Here is a 16,686-nt window from a genome sequence, read left to right on the forward strand (position 1 = left end):
CGCCCTGTCGCTCCCTCATCCAAGGACACGACTGACATGCGACTGATAAATCAAATACCTGGTCGGCCCGGTGCCCTACTATTTGCTGCGCTGCCCTTTGTCCTGATCTTCCTGGCATATTCGATTGCCTCTGATATTCGCCTGACGGCCAACCCCCAGGACAAACTACTGCCCGCGCCGTCAACAATCATCGACACCGCAGAGCGCCTGTTCACGGTGCCTGACAAACGCTCCAAGGCCATACTGCTGTGGAATGACACCTTTGCCAGTCTGGCACGTTTGACCGGTGGTGTTGTGATTTCGGCCGCCTTGTCACTGGTGCTGGGCGTTTCCATCGGATTGTTGCCCTATGCGCGCTCGTTGTTTTCCAGTTTCATCTCTGTTTTGTCTATGGTGCCGCCGCTGGCGCTGCTGCCGATCCTGTTCATCGTTTTCGGATTGGGCGAAGTGTCCAAGGTCGTGCTGATCGTCATTGGCATCACACCCTTCATGACCCGCGATCTGGCGCAGCGGGTGATGGAAATCCCCAAGGAACAGATCGTCAAGGCGCAGACCTTGGGCGCATCCAGTTGGGTGATCGCCCGCCGGGTGGCGCTGCCGCAGATCCTGCCGCGATTGATCTCGAATGTGCGCCTGTCGCTGGGCTCGGCATGGCTGTTCCTGATCGCGGCCGAGGCCGTGGCCTCAAATGTGGGCCTTGGCTACCGGATTTTCCTGGTGCGCCGCTATCTGGCCATGGACGTGATCCTGACCTACGTCATCTGGATCACCTTGTTGGCCTTTGTAATCGACTGGTTGTTGAAGACGCTGTCGCGCCGCGCCTTCCCATGGATGGAGGCAGGACTATGAGCTTTGTAAGTGTCACTGATGTTTGGCAACGCTATGGAGATCGCTCGATCCTGGAACGGGTGAACGTGTCGGTCGACGAAGGAGAGTTCATCTCGATCGTCGGGGCGTCGGGCTGTGGCAAATCGACCTTTTTGCGGATGCTTTTGGCCGAGGAACGTCCCTTTAAGGGGGCGATCAGCATCGAGGGCGGCGAGACCGCCGTAGAGCCCAACCGCGAACGTGGTGTTGTTTTCCAGAAATACTCGGTGTTTCCGCATCTGACCGTGCGCGAAAACCTGATCGCGGCCGAGAGCTTTGAAAAGCGCTTCGGTCGCCTGCGGGGGGCTGCACGCAAAGAGGCCGAGCAGCGCGCGGACGCCATGTTAGAGCGCATCGGGCTGAACCATGTGTCCCATCAGTATCCCGCCTCGATGTCGGGGGGGATGCAGCAGCGCCTTGCGATCGGACAGGCGATGACCGCCAAGCCACGCATCCTGTTGCTGGACGAACCCTTTGGGGCGCTGGATCCGGGCACTCGCCTGCAAATGCATGATTTTCTTTTGGAATTGCGGGATGAAACCAACATGACGGTCTTCATGGTCACCCATGATCTGGACGAGGCGTTCAAGCTGGGCGACCGGGTGCTGGTCTTTGACAAACCGCGCTGGGATCCACAGGATCCGGGCCTGTTTGGCGCGACGATCACCTACGATTTCGATGCGCGCAACACCGGCATACCGTTCCAAGACATCCTGGATAAATACCCTTCACTTGCAAGGGTTTAACCCTCTACCTTTCCTGCGCCCCCGGGCTCCGCAGGGGAGGATCACCAAAGCTCGGAGGCCCCCCGCATATCGCGGGAAACTGAATTGGGAGACGACACCGTGTTTACGGAACCAAATCGCAGACGCTCACACCATCCAACGGACCTGAGGGACCAGATGGCGCAGCGCGAAAAGCGCCAACACCACCCGGATCTGTCCAAGCTGGCCGGCTGGAAAGCCATGCAGAAAGAGGCCGATCTGCCCGAAGGCCGCGCTGACGAAGAACGCCGCTGGGCCCTGCGTATGGGGCTGACAGGGGCGGATAGCATCGATGACAAGTCGATTCCGACCTTTGCGCGCGGGGAACTGCCGCACTTTGCGGGCATCAATACCTTCCTCAAGGCGCCCTATGCCGAGGACGTGCTGGAGGTCGCCAATTACGACGCCACGGTGCTGGGCATCCCGTTTGACGGCGGCACCACCTATCGCCCCGGCACGCGGTTTGGCCCGCAAGGAGTGCGGAAAATCAGCGCGCTGTACACGCCCTATAACTATGAAATCGGCGTCGACCTGCGCGAACAGATGACGCTGTGTGATGCAGGCGATGTGTTCACCATCCCCGCCAATATTGAAAAGTCGTTTGACCAGATCAGCCGCGCGGTTTCTCATGTGTTTTCAAGCGGTTCCTTGCCGATCATGATCGGGGGCGACCACTCGATTGGCTTCCCCTGTGTGCGCGGGATTGCCGAGTGTACCTCCAAGAAAATCGGGATCGTGCATTTTGACCGCCATGCCGACATCCAGGAAAAGGACCTGGATGAGCGTATGCACACAACGCCTTGGTTCCATTCGACAAACCTGCCCAATGTGCCCGCCAAGAACCTGGTGCAAATCGGGATCGGCGGCTGGCAGGTCCCGCGCGAGGCCGTAAAGGTCGCCCGCGAACGCGAAACCAACATCATCACCATGGGCGACATGGAGAAAATGGGCGTCGACAAGACCATCGAGATGGCGCTGGAGATGGCCTGGGATGGCGTGGACATGGTCTATATGTCCTTTGACATCGACTCGATCGATTGCGGTTTCGTCCCCGGCACCGGCTGGCCTGAACCTGGCGGGTTCCTCCCGCGTGAGGCGCTGGCGCTGGCCTCGGGCATTGCAGCCGAAGGCATCTGCGGGATGGAGCTGGTCGAAGTCAGCCCGCCCTATGACACCAGTGACATCACCGCGTTGATGGGCACCCGCGTGATCGTGGACGTGCTGGGTGCGCTGGTCTCAAATGGCAAGCTTGGCGCACATAAGAAGTTCATCGACAAGCCCGTCACCACGCCCCACGGCGAATTCGAGGGTAAGCGCTGGTCCAATGACGGACCGCATAAGGTAGGTGTCTGATGCCGCACGATCACCCGCATCACCACCATCATCACCATGACGATCATGCCCACCACGGGCATGGTCACAATCACCCCCATGGCGATCACCTGCACAGCCATATGCATGACGAAGACGAGGCCGCAGACCTTCAGGTTCTGGCCACACAGTTCATCGAAGGGTTTTTGCAAGCGTCGGACAAAACCAGCTATCTGAAGCTGGCGGGCGTGCCGTTCGAGCGCCCCTCGAAAGACGGGGCCAAGGCGCTTAAGTTGATTGACGTGGAGCTCAAGACAGACTGGCAAGTGGGCACGGCCTCGCCATCGTTTGGGTCGCGCGATCTGAGCTATCTGCCATTCCCCGGCCAGATGGTTCAGGAACGCACCAATATGTCGCTGATCTATGTGTCGATGACCGAGAAATCCCAGCTCGACATTCGCGACTTTCTACACCAACGCAAACAAGAGATCGAAAAATGAAAACTGCACTGACCACCCTTTTTGCCTTGGCAGCGGCCCCCGCTTTTGCGCATGCAGATGGGAGTTTCCACACGCACGGCGCAGAGCTGTTCCTGGCGCTGATTACCATAGCAGCGATCGCCGCCTGGATGCGTTTTTCCAGCAAATAAACACAGGTTGTGGCGCCGACAGGGCGCCACAATTTCCCGGCCCATGGCCGTTAGTGAGGTTTACGAAGAGCCTCTTGGGTGGCGTCGAGGGCTTTTTCAATATCCTCGGGATCGTTCGAAGGCACGGCATAATCCCCGCCCAGCCATTTGGCCAGATCCACATCCGCACAGCGTTTTGAGCAGAAAGGACGGTAGGCCTGCACAGTGTCTTTGCGGCAAATCGGGCAGGTCATGTCAGCACCTCGGACAGGGGCAGGCGATCGCGTTTGCGTTGCAGCTCGTAATGACCCAAGGGCGTCCAGCCGGCCAGAACCGTATCGATGGAATCGGCGCGAAAGGCGGATTTTACGGCCAGTTCGAACGCGCGACGGTCCTTTTTCGGCATGGGCGCCACGTCCAGTGTGATCTGTCCACCAAGGCCCCGCAGACGCAGCTGGCGCGGCAGGTCCCGCGCGGCGGCAATATTGGCCTTCAGTGCTGCGGCAGGCGAAGTATCGCGCCCCGTGTTCACGTCCACGGCCACCAGCGCGCGGGTGGGTTCGACATACATCGAGGCCCCGCCAGACAGTGTCGCCAGCGCAGATTGCAGTGCGTCGATCCGTTCCAGTACGCCATGATCCTCGAACCCGCCGGGATCCGTGATGATATCCGCCGGATCGGTCCATTCGCGCCAGGCCTGATCATGCGGGCCGTCGCCATCGGTCAGTTTTTCAATCTCGCCTTCGGTATCGGCCATCACTGCGGTGGCCAGATCGGCCATGGCGGCGACATCCTCGGCGATTTCCTCGGGGTCGGCATCGGCGCAGGACGAGCGCAGGATCAGCCCGGTTTCCTCGCCCTCAAACACGGCGCGGGCGATGCCGGTCAACTCGTCGCGCAGGTCGTCATCCTTGATCTGACGGCTGATATTCAACCCCGGTGCGCCGGGGGTGATGATGGCATAGCGGCTTTTGAACAGAATGCGGGTGGTGACGGGGATGGCCTTGCCCGGTTCCGCATAGCCGGTCACCTGCACCAACAGCCGATCACCGGGGGCGATGCCCTTGACCTGCCGCAGGAACGCCTTGCCGTCAGGAGTGGACACGAACAGCCCCCCCTGACCCTTCATCGGGCGTTCCGCGACCGCACGATAGATGGCTCCGACGCGGGGCTGATCGCTGTCGATCAGCAGATCCTCCAGCCGTCCATCCACCAAAAGGGCCGCGGCCTCGCGCCCCTGAATGTGGTCCAAGATGATCTGACGACCCTTCATGTCTGTCTCCATACCGGATAGCCCGCAGCCTGCAGCAGCCCGGCGGTTTCCGCCACGGGCAGACCCACAACAGCGGTGAACGAGCCCTGTATCCACGGGATCAACGCCCCGGCCGGCCCCTGAATACCATAGCCGCCCGCCTTGCCCTGCCAATCATTGGTGGCCAGATAGGCGTTCAGTTCTTCATCGGACAGGCGTTTCATTTTGACGTCCGTCACCACGTCGCGTTCCCACAGCTGATCGCCCCGGCGCACGGCCACGGCGGTGATCACCCGGTGACGGCGCCCAGACATGGCCAGCAGAAACTGGGCCGCTTCGCCCGCATCTGCGGGCTTGCCCATGATCCGGCGACCCAGGGCCACGGTGGTATCGGCGCACAGCACCACGTCATCCGCATCGGCCACAACGGCCTGAACCTTTTCACGGGCCATGCGCGCGCAATAAGGGCGCGGCAATTCGTTTTTATGGGGGGTCTCGTCGATATCGGGCGGGCGGATGTCATCCGCCACAACCCCGATCTGCGCCAGCAATTCCTTGCGGCGCGGGCTTCCTGACCCGAGGATCAGCCGCACTTATTTAAAGCGATAGTTGATCCGCCCCTTGGACAGATCGTAGGGGGTCATTTCCACCTGAACCTTGTCGCCAGCCAGAACACGGATGCGGTTCTTGCGCATCTTGCCTGCCGTGTGTGCGATGATGGTATGGCCGTTTTCCAGCTCGACCAGGAATGTCGCATTCGGCAGGAGTTCCTTCACGACACCGGGGAATTCGAGCAGTTCTTCCTTGGCCATGTTGTCTCCTGAGTTTGATTTCCCGCCATATTTACGGGACGGGCGTTAAATGAGCCCATTCGCGTGGATTTTCAAGGGGAATCTCTGGGGCAGGACAACCCGACGCGGTTCGCCAGGCCCAGGATATGTGCGGGTGCATGGTCTGTCAGCATCACGCTGGGGATAAAGGGGCTGTTTGGGGTCCTGCGTGCAATTCCAGATCCACAAGCGTTTCCGTTGGGCTGAACCAGCCCCGAGCAGGCACCGGCGCAAGGATCTCGCGTGGACTGCTAAGTGCCCAGAATGCGCCTGGCTTCGCTGATCAGGATCTCGGCCAGGACATCGCTGCCCGGGCGCGGTTCGGGCAGTTGCGGCTGGATCAGGGCCACGTCTCGGCAAGCGGTGGGATCGGAGATCGCATGCAGGCGCACATCAGTTCCGCGGCGCGCTTCGGTGGCGGCATAGATGCTGGGCAGGATCGCAATTCCGGCCCCGGTGGCCGCCATCAGCCGCACGGAATCCAGGCTGGTGCCTTCATATTCGTCCGAAACGCGCCCACCGGCCCGCGCCGCCAGCCCGGCAACGATATGCGACAAGCGGTGGGTCGAGCCCAGCGTCAGCAGGGTGTGCCCTTTTAGATCGGTCAGCGTGAAATCTGGGCGATCCGAAGCCTTGGCGAAGTCCAGAGCAACCGCCGCCCAAAGCGTTTCCGAAAACAAATGCGCCATCCTTGTGCCCGGGTGATCCTCGGGAGTCGAGATGATCATATCCAGCCGCCCGCTGCGCAGACCTTCGTCCAAATCGCGGGTGCTTTCTTCGCGAATGATCAGGCGGAAACTGGGATGCTCCTTGTGCAGCCGCTGGACGACTCCGGGCAAAAGGTAGGGCCCGATCGAGGGCACCACCCCCAGGCGCAGACGGCCCTGGAAAATGCCACCTCCCACGGCGGCGGCGCGCAGATCCTCGATCTCGTGCAGGATCTGTCGGGCGCGGCGCACGATCTCTTCTCCGACCGGAGTGATCTTGGCCCCGGCGCGGCCCCGATGAAACAGGGTTGCGCCCAGATCTGACTCGACCTCGGCCAATTGCGCGGACAGGCTTGGCTGGCTGACATTCAGCTGTGTCGCCGCAAGCCCCACCTGGCCGGTATCCGCGACGGCAACGATATATTCAAGCTGGCGCAGGGTTGGACGCATTATAGCCTCAGACTATGCAATACAAAGTTATCTTATATTTGAAAGTATGGAACGCGCAACCGATATGGCAGGTACACGTCGAAACCTTCGGAGCCCCCATGGAAAAGACCCTGTCCCGTGTCCAAGCCTTTATGAAGCTCGAGGCCAGTGCCGGCCTTGTGTTGATGGGGGTGGCCGCTCTGGCCGTGATTGCCGCCAATACAGCGCTGGCCCCTTATTACGAGGGCTTTCTGAACACCTATATCACGATTGGCGTCGGCAGTTTTGACATCGCCAAGCCTGCGCTTTTGTGGATCAATGACGGGCTGATGGCGATCTTCTTCTTTCTTGTGGGGCTCGAAATCAAACGCGAAGTCCTGTCCGGCGAGCTGTCCAGTTTCGACAAAGCGGTGCTGCCGGTTTTGGCAGCGATTGGGGGGATGATCGTGCCCGGGCTGGTGTTCTTTGCGATCAATGCTGGCACACCTGACACTCTGAATGGCTGGGCCATTCCCACGGCCACGGACATTGCTTTTGCGCTGGGTATCCTGGCGCTGCTGGGCAATCGCGTTCCGGTGACGCTCAAGATTTTTTTGCTGGCCATCGCGATCATCGACGACCTTGGCGCCATCATCATCATCGCGGTGTTTTATACCTCTGAGCTGTCGACCAATGCGTTGACCCTGTCGATGCTGGGATTTGCGCTGGCGGTGATGCTGAACCGTTTGGGGGTTCGCTCGGCTGCGCCCTATGTCTTGATCGGCATCTTTATGTGGGTCTGTGTTCTGAAATCCGGTGTACACGCCACGCTGGCAGGGGTGTTGATTGCGCTCACCATTCCGAAGAAAGCCTCCAAGCACGACGACACACTGCTGCATCGCATGGAAAAGGGGCTGCACTATTGGGTCGCCTTCCTGATCCTGCCGGTCTTTGCCTTCGCCAATGCTGGGGTCAGTCTGCAAGGCGTCTCGGCCGCGGATCTGCTGCAACCGCTGCCGCTGGGCATTGCTGCGGGTCTGTTTTTTGGCAAACAGCTGGGCGTGTTCGCTTTCACCTGGATCGGCGTGAAAACCGGGTTGGCAAAGCTGCCCCAGGGGGTGTCGTGGCGCCATGTCTATGGCGTGGCCTGCCTGACCGGTGTTGGGTTCACCATGAGCCTGTTTATCGGCTCGTTGGCCTTTGGCGCAGACGAGACCATGAACGCGGTGCGCCTGGGCGTGATCTTTGGCTCGGTTTTGTCGGGGCTGGTCGGGTATGCCGTGTTGCGCATCTCTGCTGAACGACCGGCGGTCGTGGCGGCGCCCACTGGCTAACGGATCTTTCTGCGCTGTGAAACGCAGGTGGTCGGCGTATGGCTGGCCTTTCGAAGCCGGGTGAATATATGCGCCCGGCTTTGTTGGTCGCATGGGGCCAGACCGAACAAACCCACCGAAGCGGCCTGGGTTTGACCTAAATCAAATTACACATAATGAAATCAGCATATGAAGGCGCAAAGACGCATCTTGGATGCTGAATATTAATCATCGTGGAGCCCACCGGCGCAGATCGCGCCGGCAAGGTTGTCGCGCCCGAACTGCATGCCATCCGCTGCTGGGTGCGTCCTCTGTCCACAAACTTGAAGGGGGACCAATATGGATATCAAACTGAACAGGCGGCAGATCCTATGGCTTGCCGCCGGAGGCGCGGCGCTTGCCACTGCGGGATCGTTCGAGCGTGCGCAGGCTCAGGTCGCCACCAAGGCGCGTATCGTGATCATCGGGGCCGGGGCAGGGGGCACAGCCCTGGCCAATCGTCTGGTCTCGCGGTTGGACGGGGCGCAGATCACCATCATCGACCCGCGGATCGACCACCTGTACCAGCCCGGTCTGTCGCTGGTGGCTGCGGGGCTGAAACCCGCCGACTATGTGGTCTCGAAGACCACCGATTGGCTGCCCAAGGGCCTGACGCTGATCCAAGAGGCCGCCGCTGCCATCGACCCCGAAGCCAAGACCGTTTCGACCAGTGGTGGCAAAACCGTTGCCTATGATTTTCTGGTCGTCGCGCCGGGGCTGGTGCTGGATCACGACGCGATCGAGGGGTTTTCGCTGGATATGGTCGGCGAAAACGGCATCGGCGCGCTGTATGCCGGGCCGAAATATGCCGCCGCCACCTGGAAGGCCGCAAAGACCTTTACCGAAACCGGTGGCGTAGGCCTGTTCACCCGCCCCGCGACCGAGATGAAATGCGCGGGTGCGCCGTTGAAGCACACTTTTCTGATCGAGGATATCGCCCGCACCGCCGGTACGCGCAGCAAGATGGAAATCCGCTATGCCGCGCCACAAGGCGGGCTGTTCGGCGTGCCGATCGTCGCGGAAAAGGTGCGGATGCTGTTTGGCCAGCGCGGTATTGAAACCTCGATGAAGCACACGCTAAAATCTTTGGATGCGGGCAAGAAACGCGCGACCTTCGTGGATGCGGACGGGATCGATCTGGAGATGGAGTATGACTATATCCACGTGATCCCGCCTCAGCGTGCGCCCGACGTGATCCGAAACTCGGGCCTGAGTTGGGCCAATAAATGGACGGATCAGGGCTGGGTGGAGTGCGACAAACACAGCCTGCGCCACCTGCGTTATGATACGATCTGGGCGCTGGGTGACGTGGCGGGCGTGCCCAAGGGCAAAACCGCGGCCTCGGTCAAATGGCAGGTTCCGGTGGTCGAGGACGGGCTGGTCGCCGCCATCGAAGGGCGCGATCCAACCGAAAGCTACAACGGCTATACCTCGTGCCCGATGATCACCCGCGTCGGCCGCGCCATGCTGATCGAGTTCGACTATAACAACAACCTGACCCCCTCGTTCCCTGGCGTGATCGCCCCGCTGGAAGAGCTGTGGATCAGCTGGCTGATGAAGGAAGTGGCGCTGAAAGCCACCTATAACGCCATGCTGCGTGGCCGCGCCTAAGGAGAGATCTCATGAAAGATATGACATTCAGCACCATTCTGGCCGTGTTCGAGGAAATCTTTGGTCGGGGTCTGTTCTGGGCGATGGTTGTGATCGCGGGATTGGTGACGCTGGCCTATCTCTATGTGCTGATCCGGGATCACAGTATCTCGTGGCGCAAGTTCCTGCTGGCGCAGCTGTCCATGCCCATTGGGGCCATCGCGGCGGTTTGGTTTGTGCTGGCGATGACTAGCTCGCGGCTTAGCGATCTGGGGGGACCAGTCGATGTGATCGTGTTCCTGGGTATCGCCGTGGCCGGGGCCATCGGCATTGCGATCCTGGTTTACACCGCGCAATCGCTGTTGATGCGGCGCGGGTCTGACGATCTGTCCTAACCCATCAGGCCGGGCGGTGGATCTGCCCGGCCTTTGGCTTACAGCCCCTCAATATCCAGCAGAGCACTGTCTTTGGTCGAGCGCAGAATGATATCCGAGCGCACCTGCGCGACCTGCGGCTGGATCAGCAGTTTTTCGTGCATGAATTCCGAGAAGCTGTCCAGATCGTGGGTTCGCACCTGCAACACGTAATCCGCATCCCCGGACACTGAAAACGCCGACTGGATTTCGGGCTGGCGCTCGACCCAGCGCGCGAACTGGGTTTCGGTGCCCTTGCCGTGTCCTTGCAGGTTGACCCGCACGATTGCGCGGAACCGGAACCCCAGTTGTAGCGCATTCAGACGGGCGGCGTAGCCATCAATATAGCCCGCCTCCTCGAGCGCAGAGCGACGGCGCGAGCATTGCGAGGCGGATAGGTTCACTTTTTGCGATAGCTCCGCATTGGTCAGCGCGCCGTCCTTTTGCAGCGCATCCAGCAACAGCTTGTCAAATCGGTCCAGGCTCATGGGATCCTCGTGTGCGCGATTCTGTGGGTTTGCGGAGAAAGCATGCGTTGAATGTTTATATGATGCAAGAAATTCGCGCTTCAGCGTCAATAGAATGCCACCTTCGCGCACATCATGCATCCGGTCTGCGTTAAGATTGCAGCATCAAAACCGGAGCGCGCCATGTCCACCCAGACCAAGACCACGACTCACCAGACCATCGCCAATGCAGTTCGCGACAACAATGTCAGCACCATGTTCGGCCTTGTTGGGGATGCCAACCTGTTCATGACCGATCACTTTGTGCGGCATTGCGGGGGGCGGTATGTGCCCGCCGCGCACGAGGGCAGCTCGGTTCTGATGGCGCTGGCCTGGGCGCATGTCTCGGGCGAGGTCGGGGTCGCAACGATCACCCATGGGCCGGCCCTGACCAACTGCGCCACAGCCCTAACCGAAGGCGTGCGTGGCAAGATTCCCCTGGTGCTGTTGGCCGGGGACACACCCGTGTCCGAGCCCCGCCATCTGCAAAGCCTGGATCAGCGCGAATTCGTGAAATCCACCGGGGCCGGGTTCGAGCAGGTCCGCAGCCCTGACCTGGCGGCGCGCGACGTGTCCCGGGCGTTCTACCGGGCCAAGGTCGAACGCCGTCCCATCGTGCTGAACATGCCCGCAGATTTCATGTGGGCCGAGGCCGATGGCGCGCACAAAGCCCTGGATGTGTTTGAAACCAAGGCGCTGGTCCCCGAGGGTGACGCGGTGGATCAGGCGGTGGGGATGATCGCCTCGGCCCGCCGTCCGCTGATTTTGGCCGGGGCCGGGGCCGTGGGGGCTCGCGCGCAGATCCTGGCGCTGGCCGAGCGGTTGCAGGCGCCCGTTGCCACCACGCTCAAGGCCAAGGGGCTGTTTCAGGGGCACCCCTATGACATTGATATCTTTGGCACGCTCAGCTCTCCGGCGGCCTATGATGTGATCGCGCAATCCGATTGCATCGTCTGTTTTGGTGCGGGCTTGCATGATTTCACCACCGACAAGGGCAAGCTGATGGCGGGCAAGCGGCTGGTGCAGATCGATACCAACCCCACCGCCATTGGGCGCAGCGTGCATCCGGACGTGGCGCTGATCGCGGATTCGGGGCTGACGGCCGATAACTTTCTGTATTGGCTGAACGAGGCCGAGATCCCCGCCAGCGGCTCTACGAATGACCTGGATCCGGACACCCTGCGCCATCATCCGATCCAGAAACGCGCGCAGGTGAAAGAGGGATGCATCAACTATGTGCCCGCGCTGGAACAGATCGAACAGGCTCTGCCCCAGGATCGCGTTCTGGTCACCGACGGGGGCCGGTTCATGACCGAAGTCTGGTGTCGCGTGTCGGTTCAGGATCCGCAAAGCTTTGTGATGACAGCGAATTTCGGCTCGATCGGGTTGGGCTTGGCCGAGGCAATCGGTGCGGGTGTTGCCGCACCTGATCGCCCGGTCGTGCTGTTTGCCGGGGATGGCGGTTTCATGATGAGCGGCCTGGGCGAGCTGCGCACGGCCGTCAATCTGCAACAGAATCTGATCGTGATTATCTGCAATGACAGCGCCTATGGCGCCGAGCATATCCAGATGCGCAATCGCGACATGGACCCCTCGATGACCGAGTTCAACTGGCCCAGCTTTGCCCAGGTTGCCAGCGCAATGGGCGCGCATGGGCTGGTGGTGGAAACCGAGGACGATCTGGCCGCCGCCCTAGAAGCCATCGCCGGGCAGGACCGTCCGCTGCTGATCGAACTTCGCCTGGATCCCGATGATATCCCGCCGATGCGTATCTGATCCGGGCTAGCGCAGCCCGTTGAGGCGCCGATCCGCGATGATCGCGGCCGAGGTCCGGTTCTCGACGCCAAGCTTCTGGAAAATCGTTTCCAGATGCTTGTTTACCGTGCGGGCGCTCAGCGACAGGATCTCGGCGATGTCCCGGTTGGATTTGCCTTGTGACAGCCAATACAGCACTTCGCCTTCGCGGTCGGTCAGGTTCAGCTCCTTGGCCAGAATATCGTGGGGGCGGTCATCCGTGGTCGGGTCCAGCCGCACCAGCAGCTCGCCCGAGGACGACCGGCCAATATAGGTAAAGCGCAGCCCCGACCATTCCAACGGCGTCATGCCGGATACGGGCTGCGAATGCGTCAGTTCCAGCCAGGTCATTAACTGGGTGTGCCCCCCCAGCTGATCAGAATTGGCCAGCCCGGCCTGATCCAGCAGCTCATACGCGCGCGGAGAGCCCCACAGAACCGCGCCGCTTGGGTCAATCGCCAGAACGGCGCGGCCAAAGCTGTCCAGTGCCTCACGCGCGCTGCGCATCATTTTCGAGTTCAACATATGGATCGTCACCCGCGCGATCATCTCCTCCAGCTCGACCGGTTTGGTAATATAGTCGACCCCGCCACTGCTTAGCCCGCGCACGATGCTGTCGCGGTCGTTCAACCCGGTCATAAAGATGATCGGCGCATCGGTGGCATGGGGGGCGGATTTCAGGGTTTGGCAGGCCTCGAACCCATCCATGCCGGGCATCATTGCATCCATCATGATCACGTCGGGCTGCACGCGTTTGACCAGCTCGATCGCAGCGGACCCGTCGCGCGCGGTCAGAACGGTCATGCCAATATCAGACAAGGCCGTCGAAACGAACTCCAGGGCTTCGGGGCTGTCATCCACGACCAGAGCAATATTGTGGGTGTTGGGATCAAGCAGCATGTTGATCGGCCTTTTCAATTAGGTTGCGGACACCGACCATGTCGAACTGGTCGATCCGGCGGCGCAAGGACAGGCTGAGGTCGGGCGGAATCGCGTTGGCAAGCTCCAGCGCGGTGATCTTGTCGCGGATGGCTTTGGTGTGGCCGATATCGGCCATTTCCAGGATATACAGCGCATCCGAACGCTTGAGCGCCTGGCCCCTGGCGCTGACCGGGGTAACGGTGGGGCGGTTTTCGGGCACCAGCTCGACCTTGAGCAGCGCACAGATGCGCAGCAACAGATCGTCCAGATTATAGGGCTTGGCGATGAACGCATCGCACAGGGCCGAGCCCGCATCCGGTTTTTGCGCGTCCGAGGCATGGCCCGAGATCATGATGATCGGCGTGGTCGCATGCATCCCCTTGCGCAGCTCATGCGCCAGTTCCCAGCCGTCCATACCGGGCATGTCGATGTCCAGAATGAACAGCTCGGGGCGGATGTCATGCAGCATGTCCAGCGCGATTTCGGCGTTGGGGGCCTGTAGAACCGAGAATCCGACCGGCGTCAGATAGTTTTCGACCAGCGACAGGTGATTCAGGTCATCGTCCACCACCATCAGCGTGCGGCGCGGCCCGACATAGCCCGCAGCCGAGGTGCGGATCACATCTGCGGGGGCGGTTTTGGCATAGGCGACCGAGGGCAGCATCATCCGCACCCGAAACAGGCTGCCCTGGCCCGGGGTGCTTTCGACCTCGATCTCGCCGCCCAGAATTTCAACCAGCAGCTTGGTGATCGTCAGCCCCAGACCCGAGCCACTGGCAATCGCGCCGCGCCCTCGTTCAAACGGGCGCCAGATGCGGTCGATCTCATGCGCGGGGATGCCGGTGCCCGTGTCTGATACCTCGATCACGGCGACCTCGTTGCGATAGCTGAGCGTCAGTTGCACCGCGCCCTGCTGCGTATATCGGATCGCGTTGGACATTAGGTTGATGATGATCTGGCGCAGGCGTTTTTCATCGCAGGCGATCCAGTCGGGCAGCACGCCGTGGGTTTTGATGCTGAATTCCAGCCCCTTTTCGCGCGCGGTTTCTTCAAAGATCGAGGCGACCTGATGCAGGAAAGTGCGCAGGTTGATGCGGTCGCGGGTCAATTCCAGCCGGCCGGCCTCGATCCGGCTGATATCCAGCAACCCCTCGATCAGCCCCGCCAGATGCTCCGAGGACCGGCGGATCGTGGTCACCGCGCCGCGCCGTTCTTCGGGGATGCGGGGGTCTTTTTCCAGTATCTGCGCAAAGCCGTAAATCGAGTTCAGCGGCGTGCGCAGCTCGTGACTGAGCCCGCTCATATACCGGGTCTTGGCGGTGTTGGCGGCCTCGGCCTTTTCCTTGGCCTCTTGCAGGGCGCGGTCGGTGCGTTCGTGGGCGCGGATTTCACGCAGCAGGCTTTCGGTTTGGCGGGTGGCTTCTTCGCGGGCTTTGGCCTGGCTTTCATGGGCCAGAATGAACATCCACACGCAGATGCCAATGATGATCAGCATCACACAGAAAATGATCGTCAGCGCCGCGTCGAAATTGGTCTGGTCGCGAAAGCCCCGGATCATCAGCAGCAGCCCGCCAAACCCCAGCGCCAGCCCGGTCGTGGCGATGGCGAACATGGACAGGCGCGACATCAGCATTTGCGCAATCGGTGCGGGGAAGGTCCGCAGGGTCAGGGCGGCAAGGGTATTGTCCAGGCGTGCCTCGGGTTTGCAGGCGTCGCGGCAGGCGCTGTCCAACGTGCAGCATAGCGAACAGATCGGCCCCGAATGGAAGGGGCAGTGGGTCATGTCCTCGGCGTCGAATTTGTATTCACAGACCGAGCATTCGTGCAGGCCCGGCTCGGCGCTGATCGGGTCGCGCGCGATGTAATATTTGCCCTTGGTCCAATAGGCGATCACCGGGGCCATCACAAAGGCCGTACCCAGCGCGATCACGGTCGACAGGGCCTCGGCCAGCTCGCCCAGGGCACCCGCATACGCCACCAGAGAGATCACGCAAGCGGCGATCATGGCGCCAATCCCCACCGGGTTCACATCATGCAGATGAGCGCGGCGGAACTCGATCCCGCGAGGGCTGAGACCCAGCGGTTTGTTGATCACCAAATCGGCCACCAGCGCCCCAATCCACGACAGCGCGACATGTGAATACAGCGCCAGGATGCTTTCCAGTGCGGCAAAGACCCCCAGCTCCATCAGGATCAGCGCGATGGCCACGTTGAACACCAGCCAGACAACCCGGCCCGGATGGCTGTGTGTCAGCCGCGAAAAGAAGTTCGACCAGGCGATGGACCCGGCATAGGCATTGGTGATGTTAATTTTTAACTGAGACAGAATGACGAAGATCCCGGTCAGGGCCAAAACCAACCAGGGCGTGTTAATCACTTGATTAAACGCGGTAAAGTACATGCGAGTCGGATCTGCGGCCTCGGCCAGGGGGACAAATTCGCGGATCGCCAGGGTCACCAGATAGGACCCGGCCAGCATTTTCAGAACGCCCAGAATTGACCAGCCCGGCCCCGCAGCAATCAGGGCGGCCCACCATTTGCGCCGGTCCGCGCGGGTCTTGGGTTCGGGCAAAAAACGCAGGAAATCGACCTGTTCGCCGATCTGTGCGATCAGCGAAAACACCACCCCCGCTGCCGCGCCCACCATCAGGATGGTCGAGCGTTCTTTGACCTCGGATTCATGGCCCGGATAGCTGGTCCAGGTGTCAAAATCGTAGCCAACAAAGGCCAGCAAAACGAAAGGCAGGATGTGTAAAATCACCCAAAGGGGCTGTGTCCAGGTCTGAAAGGCCGAGATTTTAGTGAACCCCTTGGCGACCATCGGGATGACCACCACAGCCGCGATCAGATAGCCCAGCATCAGCGGTAAGCCGAAACAAAACTCCATCGCCAGGGCCAGGATGGCGGCTTCTAACGCAAAGAAAATAAAGGTAAAACTGGCATAAATCAGCGAGGTGACGGTTGAGCCGATATAGCCAAACCCAGCCCCGCGCGTCAGCAGGTCAATGTCCACACCGTGCTTGGCTGCATAGTAGCTGATCGGCAATCCGGTCAAAAACAGCAGCAGCCCGACCAGCATGATCGCGGCCACGGCAATGTCGAAACCATACAGCAAGGTGATGGTGCCACCGATGGCCTCGAGCGCAAGGAAAGAGATCGAGCCGATCGCGGTGTTAGCCACGCGGCCATAGCTCCATCTGCGCGCCCGCCGAGCGGTGAAACGCAGCGCGAAGTCTTCCATCGTTTCGTTCGCGACCCAGCGATTATAGCGTCGCCGTTCTTTGGTCGCTTTCAAGGCTGTCACCATCGGGAGCCCCCGCTTGTGTGTGTGATACAGCCTCTT

Annotated in this window: 17 protein-coding genes; 9 read left to right on the forward strand and 8 right to left on the reverse strand. The window is 60.7% G+C overall.

Features of this window, described 5'->3' with window-relative positions; translation table 11 throughout:
• Positions 1-36: 36 nt before the first annotated feature.
• The 5 genes from ACXADQ_RS11395 (at position 37) to ACXADQ_RS11415 (ending at position 3,591) form a co-directional block, all read left to right on the forward strand.
• Positions 37-849 carry an ABC transporter permease gene (locus ACXADQ_RS11395; RefSeq protein WP_475320402.1) on the forward strand — a complete coding sequence of 271 codons (813 nt, stop codon included), beginning with the start codon at positions 37-39 and terminating at the stop codon, positions 847-849.
• Complete coding sequence (locus ACXADQ_RS11400; RefSeq protein WP_475320403.1) at positions 846-1,613, forward strand: ABC transporter ATP-binding protein; 768 nt, start codon at positions 846-848, stop codon at positions 1,611-1,613. Before ACXADQ_RS11395 ends, ACXADQ_RS11400 begins: the two co-directional genes overlap by 4 nt.
• A 156-nt stretch (positions 1,614-1,769) precedes the next feature.
• On the forward strand, positions 1,770-2,984 hold the full coding sequence (locus ACXADQ_RS11405; RefSeq protein ID WP_475320404.1) for an agmatinase family protein: 1,215 nt from the start codon (positions 1,770-1,772) through the stop codon (positions 2,982-2,984).
• A complete protein-coding gene (locus ACXADQ_RS11410; RefSeq protein WP_475320405.1) occupies positions 2,984-3,442 on the forward strand; it encodes a hypothetical protein in 459 nt (152 codons plus the stop codon). The genes ACXADQ_RS11405 and ACXADQ_RS11410 overlap by 1 nt, the downstream gene beginning before the upstream one ends.
• Positions 3,439-3,591, forward strand: a complete 153-nt coding sequence (locus tag ACXADQ_RS11415; RefSeq protein ID WP_475320406.1) for a hypothetical protein — start codon at positions 3,439-3,441, stop codon at positions 3,589-3,591. Before ACXADQ_RS11410 ends, ACXADQ_RS11415 begins: the two co-directional genes overlap by 4 nt.
• A gap of 50 nt (positions 3,592-3,641) precedes the next feature.
• Here the strand turns inward: ACXADQ_RS11415 and ACXADQ_RS11420 are convergent, their stop codons facing one another.
• The 5 genes from ACXADQ_RS11420 to ACXADQ_RS11440 form a co-directional block, all read right to left on the reverse strand.
• Positions 3,642-3,824 (reverse strand): DNA gyrase inhibitor YacG, encoded by a 183-nt coding sequence (locus ACXADQ_RS11420; protein ID WP_475320407.1) that lies wholly within the window; start codon positions 3,822-3,824, stop codon positions 3,642-3,644.
• Positions 3,821-4,843 carry a ribonuclease E/G gene (locus ACXADQ_RS11425; RefSeq protein ID WP_475320408.1) on the reverse strand — a complete coding sequence of 341 codons (1,023 nt, stop codon included), beginning with the start codon at positions 4,841-4,843 and terminating at the stop codon, positions 3,821-3,823. Before ACXADQ_RS11425 ends, ACXADQ_RS11420 begins: the two co-directional genes overlap by 4 nt.
• Complete coding sequence (locus ACXADQ_RS11430) at positions 4,840-5,415, reverse strand: Maf family protein (protein ID WP_475320409.1); 576 nt, start codon at positions 5,413-5,415, stop codon at positions 4,840-4,842. Before ACXADQ_RS11430 ends, ACXADQ_RS11425 begins: the two co-directional genes overlap by 4 nt.
• Positions 5,416-5,634, reverse strand: coding sequence for a translation initiation factor IF-1 (infA, locus tag ACXADQ_RS11435; protein WP_224826370.1), 219 nt, complete (start codon positions 5,632-5,634; stop codon positions 5,416-5,418).
• A 269-nt stretch (positions 5,635-5,903) separates the two neighbouring features.
• On the reverse strand, positions 5,904-6,809 hold the full coding sequence (locus tag ACXADQ_RS11440; protein ID WP_475320410.1) for a hydrogen peroxide-inducible genes activator: 906 nt from the start codon (positions 6,807-6,809) through the stop codon (positions 5,904-5,906).
• A gap of 98 nt (positions 6,810-6,907) precedes the next feature.
• Between ACXADQ_RS11440 and nhaA the strand changes: the two genes are divergently transcribed.
• The 3 genes from nhaA (at position 6,908) to ACXADQ_RS11455 (ending at position 10,104) form a co-directional block, all read left to right on the forward strand.
• Positions 6,908-8,101, forward strand: coding sequence for a Na+/H+ antiporter NhaA (nhaA, locus tag ACXADQ_RS11445; protein WP_475320411.1), 1,194 nt, complete (start codon positions 6,908-6,910; stop codon positions 8,099-8,101).
• A gap of 318 nt (positions 8,102-8,419) precedes the next feature.
• Positions 8,420-9,730, forward strand: coding sequence for an FAD-dependent oxidoreductase (locus ACXADQ_RS11450; protein WP_475320412.1), 1,311 nt, complete (start codon positions 8,420-8,422; stop codon positions 9,728-9,730).
• Positions 9,731-9,741: 11 nt separating this feature from the next.
• Complete coding sequence (locus tag ACXADQ_RS11455) at positions 9,742-10,104, forward strand: DUF5368 domain-containing protein (RefSeq protein WP_475320413.1); 363 nt, start codon at positions 9,742-9,744, stop codon at positions 10,102-10,104.
• Positions 10,105-10,142: 38 nt separating this feature from the next.
• Here ACXADQ_RS11455 and ACXADQ_RS11460 read toward each other — a convergent pair whose 3' ends face one another.
• Positions 10,143-10,610 carry an Lrp/AsnC family transcriptional regulator gene (locus ACXADQ_RS11460; protein ID WP_475320414.1) on the reverse strand — a complete coding sequence of 156 codons (468 nt, stop codon included), beginning with the start codon at positions 10,608-10,610 and terminating at the stop codon, positions 10,143-10,145.
• A gap of 162 nt (positions 10,611-10,772) precedes the next feature.
• On the opposite strand from ACXADQ_RS11460, the gene ACXADQ_RS11465 reads away from it, so the two are divergent.
• Entirely contained in the window at positions 10,773-12,404 is a 1,632-nt protein-coding gene (locus tag ACXADQ_RS11465; protein WP_475320415.1) for a thiamine pyrophosphate-binding protein, read from the forward strand.
• Positions 12,405-12,410: 6 nt separating this feature from the next.
• Here the strand turns inward: ACXADQ_RS11465 and ACXADQ_RS11470 are convergent, their stop codons facing one another.
• A complete protein-coding gene (locus tag ACXADQ_RS11470) occupies positions 12,411-13,322 on the reverse strand; it encodes a response regulator (RefSeq protein ID WP_475320416.1) in 912 nt (303 codons plus the stop codon).
• Positions 13,312-16,650 (reverse strand): ATP-binding protein, encoded by a 3,339-nt coding sequence (locus ACXADQ_RS11475; RefSeq protein ID WP_475320417.1) that lies wholly within the window; start codon positions 16,648-16,650, stop codon positions 13,312-13,314. Before ACXADQ_RS11475 ends, ACXADQ_RS11470 begins: the two co-directional genes overlap by 11 nt.
• Positions 16,651-16,686: the final 36 nt, after the last annotated feature.

The organism is Thalassovita sp. ABM4_323 (assembly GCF_056158665.1).